The organism is Streptomyces sp. ADI95-17, from assembly GCF_003846175.1.
Classification (GTDB): Bacteria; Actinomycetota; Actinomycetes; order Streptomycetales; family Streptomycetaceae; genus Streptomyces; species Streptomyces sanglieri.
The window spans coordinates 244,098-250,442 of sequence record NZ_ML123045.1 but is presented as its reverse complement, the minus strand read 5'-3'; the positions used below and the strand labels follow the sequence as shown (position 1 = coordinate 250,442).

Annotated in this window: 5 protein-coding genes; 4 read left to right on the top strand and 1 reads right to left on the bottom strand. The window is 73.4% G+C overall.

Going from position 1 to position 6,345, the window contains the following annotated elements:
* The 4 genes from EES42_RS09225 to EES42_RS09210 form a co-directional block, all read left to right on the top strand.
* A partial coding sequence (locus EES42_RS09225) for a tetratricopeptide repeat protein (protein WP_164495206.1) occupies positions 1-1,036 on the top strand: 1,036 nt, incomplete at its 5' end.
* The gene (locus tag EES42_RS09220) at positions 1,033-2,352 is read left to right on the top strand and encodes a PP2C family protein-serine/threonine phosphatase (RefSeq protein WP_124717658.1); all 1,320 of its coding nucleotides are present in this window, start codon (positions 1,033-1,035) and stop codon (positions 2,350-2,352) included. The genes EES42_RS09225 and EES42_RS09220, both read left to right, overlap by 4 nt.
* Positions 2,353-2,474: 122 nt before the next feature.
* Complete coding sequence (locus EES42_RS09215; protein WP_124717657.1) at positions 2,475-3,833, top strand: vWA domain-containing protein; 1,359 nt, start codon at positions 2,475-2,477, stop codon at positions 3,831-3,833.
* Between the two features lie 136 nt (positions 3,834-3,969).
* On the top strand, positions 3,970-5,271 hold the full coding sequence (locus EES42_RS09210) for an FHA domain-containing protein (protein WP_124717656.1): 1,302 nt from the start codon (positions 3,970-3,972) through the stop codon (positions 5,269-5,271).
* Between the two features lie 51 nt (positions 5,272-5,322).
* Here EES42_RS09210 and EES42_RS09205 read toward each other — a convergent pair whose 3' ends face one another.
* On the bottom strand, positions 5,323-6,303 hold the full coding sequence (locus EES42_RS09205) for a methyltransferase domain-containing protein (RefSeq protein ID WP_124717655.1): 981 nt from the start codon (positions 6,301-6,303) through the stop codon (positions 5,323-5,325).
* Positions 6,304-6,345: the final 42 nt, after the last annotated feature.

Below are 6,345 nucleotides of genomic sequence, written 5' to 3'. Positions count from 1 at the left end.
GGGGTACGCGCAGACGCAGGCCGCGATTCCGGCGCCCCGTGTCCCGGCCGCCGCCCCCGGTGCGCCGGTGCCCTCCCCCGCCCCGGGTGTCCCCCGGCTGTCCAGGCTCGACGTACGGTCCACCTCACTGGCGCTGCCGGTGCCCCGGGTCGACGCGAGCGACCCCAACGCGGGTTTCCTCGCGGGTCTGATGACCACCGCCCCGTCCGAGCTGGTCGCCGCGCTGGGCACGGTACCGGCGGCCTCGCTGGAGACCCGGCTGCGCGAGCTGCGTGCCCGGCTGGAGCTGAACGACCTCGATGCGGCCGGGCAGACCCTGACGGCGCTGGAGGGCCGGCACCCGGACGACTGGCGGGTCGTCTGGTACCGCGGCATCACCTCGCTGGTGACCGGTGACAACGAGAGCGCGGCGCTGTCCTTCGACGCGGTGTACGACGCGTTCCCCGGCGAGCCGGCGCCCAAGCTGGCGCTGGGGATCTGCGCGGAGGTGCTGGGCCAGCTGGACAACGCCGCCGAGTACTACCGGCTGGTGTGGACGACCGACCCGAGCTTCGTCAGCGCCGCCTTCGGGCTGGCCCGGGTGCAGCTCGCCGCCGGGGACCGGGCCGGGGCCGTGCGGGCGCTGGAGTCGGTGCCGGAGGCGTCGATCCATTACACGGCGGCCCGGGTGGCCGCGGTGCGTGCCCGGCTGCGCGGTCGGGCCCCGGACGAGCCGCTGATCACCGATCTGATGGCGGCCTCGGCCCAGGTCTCGGGGCTGGCCGGTTTCGGTCTGGACGCGGTGCGCCGGGAGCAGCTGTCGACCGAGGTGCTGGGCACGGCGCTCGACTGGGTACTCTCCGGTAGCCCCACGGCGCGACCGTTCGCCGGGGCACCCGGGCCGAGAACGCTGCTCGGCAGTGACCTGGACGAACGGGGCCTGCGCTTCGGGCTCGAACGTTCGTACCGGATGCTCGCCAGGCTTGCGGAGCCCGGCGATGAGAGGATCGAACTGGTGGAGCGGGCCAACCGTTTCCGCCCCCGGACGTGGGTGTGAAAATGTCGCAGAAGCCCCAGGAGACGGCCCTGTCGAAGTGCCCCGGCTGCGAGGAGCCGCTGGAGCGGGGGGACCTGTTCTGCGGTGCGTGCGGGTACGACCTGTCGGCCGTGCCCGCCGTTCCCCAGGACCATCCGACGATCGCCATGACCGCGCCGGCGGGCGGCGAGGCGGAGGTCCGCTTCGACCGGCGGGCCGAGCCGGGTGGACCCGGTGAGTCGGACGGACCGGCCGGATCGGACGAGTCGGACGAGTCGGACGACTTCGAGCTGGCCGCGCCCGCGCCGGCCGGTACGCCGTCGGCCGACGCGTCCGCCCCGGCGGCCGCGCCCGACCCCCGTACCCCCGCCGTGGATCCGGTGGCGGCCACCCCGCCGGCCGGAGCCAAGCGCTGTGTGGCCTGCCGGGCGGGCAGTGTCGACACCGACGGCTACTGCGAGAACTGCGGTCATGCCCAGCCGCGCGAGCGCGACCACATGGAGCAGGAGCTCGGTTCGGTGGCCGCCGTCAGCGACCGGGGTCTGCGCCATCACCGCAACGAGGACTCGTTCGCGGTGTCGACCACCGCCCTGCCCGACGGTTCACCGGCCGTCGTCGCGATCGTCTGCGACGGTGTCTCGTCGGCCAGCCGCCCGGACGAGGCGTCGGCGGCCGCCGCGAGCGCGGCCAACGAGGCGCTCCTGGAGTCGCTGCCGCGCGGCACCCACCCGCAGCAGGCGATGCACGAGGCGATCCTCGCGGCCGCCGAGGCGGTCAACGCGCTGGCCCAGGAGCCCGCCCGGGCCAGGGAGCACGACCGGCACCGCCATCAGAACGCCCCGGCGTGCACCCTGGTCGGCTCGATCATGGCGGGCGGTCTGCTGATCGTCGGCTGGGTCGGCGACAGCCGCGTCTACTGGGTGCCCGACGACCGCACCAACCCGCCCGCCCGGCTGACCGAGGACGACTCCTGGGCCGCGCAGATGGTGGCGGCGGGCCTGATGAACGAGGCGGAGGCATACGCGGACGAGCGGGCCCACGCCATCACGGGGTGGCTCGGCGCCGACGCGTACGACCTGGAACCGCACACCGTGTCCTTCAAGCCGGACCGGCCCGGTCTGGTGGTCGTCTGCACGGACGGCCTGTGGAACTACGCGGAGTCGGCGGCCGAGATGGCCGCAGCGGTGCCGGCCGACGCGCATCAACGGCCGTTGCACGGCGCCCAGGTGCTGGTGGGTCATGCGCTCGACGGCGGGGGCCACGACAACGTAACAGTGGCTCTGCTGCCGTTCGCCGTGGAGCCCCAGGGGGCAGGATCGGCCTGCGGTACCGCGTGAGTCCCGTTCCGTAACGCTTGATTCCAGTTCCGAACGCCCAGTCCGTCACCGCTGCCTTCGTCCGTTTTTCCTCCCTCACAGCTGTCTTCATCCGACACCTGGAGTCCCAAGGAGCCGACCAGATGGCCAACTTCTCCAAGTCGAACGTGCCGCAGTTCTCCGTCGAGGTGTACCAGAACGAATATCTGCCGGAGGGCGGTCGCGAGGTCAACGCGATCGTCACGGTCACCTCGACCGGGGGCGGCACCACCGGCGGCGTCCCGCTGTCCGGTGCGGTCACGTCGCCCGCGCACGTTCCCGGGCAGGCGCCGAACGCCGCCGTGGTGATCATGGTCGACTGCTCCGGTTCGATGGACTATCCGCCGACGAAGATGCGCAACGCCCGCGACGCGACGGCCGCGGCCATCGACACCCTGCGCGACGGCACCTCGTTCGCCGTCGTCGGCGGCACGCACGTCGCCAAGGAGGTCTACCCGGGCAACGGCAGGCTCGCCGTGGCCGACGCGCAGACCAGGGCCCAGGCCAAGGGTGCCCTGCGGGCGCTCAGCGCCGGTGGCGGTACGGCGATCGGCACCTGGCTGCGGCTGACTGACCGGCTGCTCGGCGCGGCCGATGTGCAGATCCGGCACGGCATCCTGCTGACCGACGGCCGCAACGAGCACGAGGCTCCGGAGGATCTGCGGGCCGCGCTCGAATCCTGCGCCGGCCGCTTCACCTGTGACGCCCGCGGCGTCGGCACCGACTGGGAGGTGAAAGAGGTCACAGCGATCGCCTCCGCGCTGCTCGGCACGGCGGACATCGTCGCCGACCCCGCGGGGCTGGCCGCCGACTTCACGCGGATGATGGAGAACGCGATGGGCAAGGAGGTCGCGGACGTGGCGCTGCGGCTCTGGACGCCCGTCGGGGTCGAGATCAAGTTTGTGAAACAGGTCGCACCGACGGTCGTCGATCTGACCGGCCGGCGCACCGAGGCGGGTCCCCGCGCCGGGGACTATCCCACGGGTTCCTGGGGCGACGAGTCCCGCGACTACCACGTGTGCGTGACCGTTCCGCAGGCCGGAATCGGCCAGGAAATGCTGGCGTCCCGGGTCTCGCTGATCCTTCCCGATCCGTCCGGCGGGGCTCCGCAGACCCTCTCGCAGGGCCTGGTCCGGGCCGTGTGGACCGAGGACATGGTGGCCTCCACCTCGATCAATCCGCAGGTCGCGCACTACACCGGCCAGGTGGAGCTGGCCCAGGTCATCCAGCAGGGGCTCGATGCCCGCAAGTCGGGCGACTTCGACGGCGCGACCGCGAAACTGGGCCGCGCGGTGCAGCTGGCGGCGGTCTCCGGGAACGAGGACACTGCGAAACTGCTTTCGAAGGTGGTGGACGTCGTGGACGCGGCGACCGGTACTGTGCGACTGAAGGCAAAGGTCGCGGACGCCGACGAGATGACACTCGAAACGCGCTCGACCAAGACGGTTCGCGTCAAGAAGTAGAACCGTTCAACAAACAGCAAACATCAGGCACAGAGCCACGCAGTCGAGCCGCCCGGCCGGAATGATCCACCGGGAGGCGAAGAGCAGAAAAATACGCCGGCCCCGGGGCCGGCCCAGGAGAGGGGGAAGCGCCGACATGCCGACCTGCCCGAACGGACACCAGTCGGGTTCCGATGACTGGTGCGAGGTCTGCGGCCATCGCATGACCGGCGCGGGCGCGCCTGCGGGCGCGGTCCCCCCACCGCCGCCTCCGCCGCCCGCCCCCGGTTACGGCTACCCGCCGGGCCCCGGTTCCGACGCGACCCAGGCCGCGGAGCTCTGCCCGCAGTGCCGCACGCCGCGTGAGGCGATGGCGCCGTTCTGCGAGGAGTGCCGCTGGAACTTCCTCACGAACACCGCGACGTCGTACACGCCGCTGGCCCCGGCCCACGGCGTTCCGGGCCCGCCGCCCGGGCTGAACCTGCCGCCCGGCTTCCAGGCCCAGCAGCCGCCGGCCGCGCCGCAGCAGCCGCGCGACCCGTTCGACTACCAGGGCTCGCGGCCCTCGCAGATGAACCGCCCGGCCGAGCCGCTCTCCGCCGAGCAGGGCAACCGGCCCGGTCCCCCGGCCCCCGGACCCGGCCCGCAGTCGCCGCCGCCCCCCGGACCCGGCCCGCAGTCGCCGCTCCCTCCCGGCCCGGGTCCGCAGTCGCCGCCCCCTCCCGGCCCGGGTCCGCAGTCGCCCCCGCCGCCGTTCCAGCAGCAGGGCCCGCCGCCGCCGTCCTTCCAGCAGCAGTCGGCCCCGCCCGCACCGCCCGCGCCGTTCCAGCAGCAGTCCGCGCCGTCGCCGTTCCAGCAGCAGTCGGCGCCGCCGGCGTTCCAGCAGCCCGGTCCGCCGGCCCCTCAGCCGCCCGCCCCGCCGCAGCACCAGCAGGGCCCGCAGAGCGCCGACGACGACTGGATGCTGTCGCCGCCGTCCCGCACCCAGGGCCCGCAGCAGGCGACCCCGGAGCAGCAGCCGCCGTTCCCGGGGCAGAGCCAGAACCAGCCGCCCGCGAGCTGGACCGTGGTCATCGCCCCGGACCGGGACTACTTCCTGGCGATGATGCAGCGCAGCGGCCCCGAGGCGACCGGGCTGAACCTGCCCGCGTACTCCCCGGAGCAGCAGCTTCCGCTGGCCGGCAACCAGATCACGGTCGGCCGCCGCAGGCACAGCACCGGCGAGTCCCCCGACATCGATCTGTCCGTGCCGCCGGAGGATCCGGGCGTCTCGCACCAGCACGCGGTGCTGGTGCAGCAGCCCGACGGCAGCTGGGCCGTGGTCGACCAGAACTCCACCAACGGCACCACGCTCAACGGCGCCGAGGACCCGATCCAGCCCTATGTCCCCGTACCGCTCCAGGACGGCGACAAGGTGCACGTCGGGGCGTGGACGACGATCACGATCCGCCGCGACTGATCCGCGTCACAGGCATCGCACACGTCGCATGCATCGCATGCGCCACACGCGTCACACGGTCGGCAGTGGCCAGGCGTACGGTCCTTCGGGGTCGTCCAGCCAGGCCCACTGCCGCCCGTCCCTGACCGTGATGCCGAACCTCTCCCGCTCGGGGCGCTTCTCGCGCTGCCAGAGGGAGAGGGCCTCGCGCGGGTCGAGGGAGCCCTCGGTCAGCTCCAGCAGGAACCGGAAGAGGTCGTTCTCGCTGACCCGCCTCGGCACCGCGCGGGTGTGCGGGCGCCGGACGGGCCGCACCGGAGCGCCGCGCAGCGGTACGAAGTAGGCGGCCGTGTGCAGGAAGCGGCCCTCGGCGTACTTCCCGTGCGCCGCTTCCCGTACCCGCAGCGCGATCAGTCCGGTGGCGAACGGGGCGAGGATCCGGGCACCCGGCACGCACTGCTCCAGCCACGGCTGCGGTACGCACGGCAGGGTGCAGGTCGCGATGATCCGGTCGTACGGGCCGCGCCGGGGCCAGCCCCGGGCCCCGTCCCCGGTGATCACCGCCGGGTGGTAGCCGGCCGCGGCCAGGTGCCGGCGGGCCGACTCGGTGATCTCCGGGTCGAGGTCGACGGTGGTCACGGCGTCGTCGCCGAGGCGGTGGGCGAGCAGCGCCGCGTTGTAGCCGCTGCCCGCGCCGATCTCCAGGACCCGGTGTCCCTCCTGTATGTCCAGCTCTTCGAGCATCCGGGCCATCAGTGACGGCTGGCTGCTCGACGAGATCAGTTCGCCGTCCCGGATCCGGGTGGCCAGCGGCCCGTCCGCGTACGCCCCGTGCAGCCACCGGGCCAGCCGGTCCGGGTCGGGGTCCTCGCACCACAGCCGCTCGTATCCGCCGCCCACGAAGTAGTACGGGACGAACAGGTGCCGCGGCACCTCCTCGAAGGCGGCCCGCCAGCCGGGATCGCCCAGCGCCCCGCCGGCCACGATGGACCGCACCATCGCCCACCGCTCCTCGGCGGCGGCCGCGGCGAACCGGTCGGTGTGCGCGTCCATACCTCCACCTTCCTGCGCCGGGGGCCGGGGGGCCAGGAACCC

Excerpts from the sequence above, each read along its gene's own strand:
- EES42_RS09205 (WP_124717655.1), bottom strand. The coding sequence starts at position 6,303 with ATGGACGCGCACACCGACCGGTTCGCCGCGGCCGCCGCCGAGGAGCGG.
- EES42_RS09215 (WP_124717657.1), top strand. The coding sequence starts at position 2,475 with ATGGCCAACTTCTCCAAGTCGAACGTGCCGCAGTTCTCCGTCGAGGTG.
- EES42_RS09210 (WP_124717656.1), top strand. The coding sequence starts at position 3,970 with ATGCCGACCTGCCCGAACGGACACCAGTCGGGTTCCGATGACTGGTGC.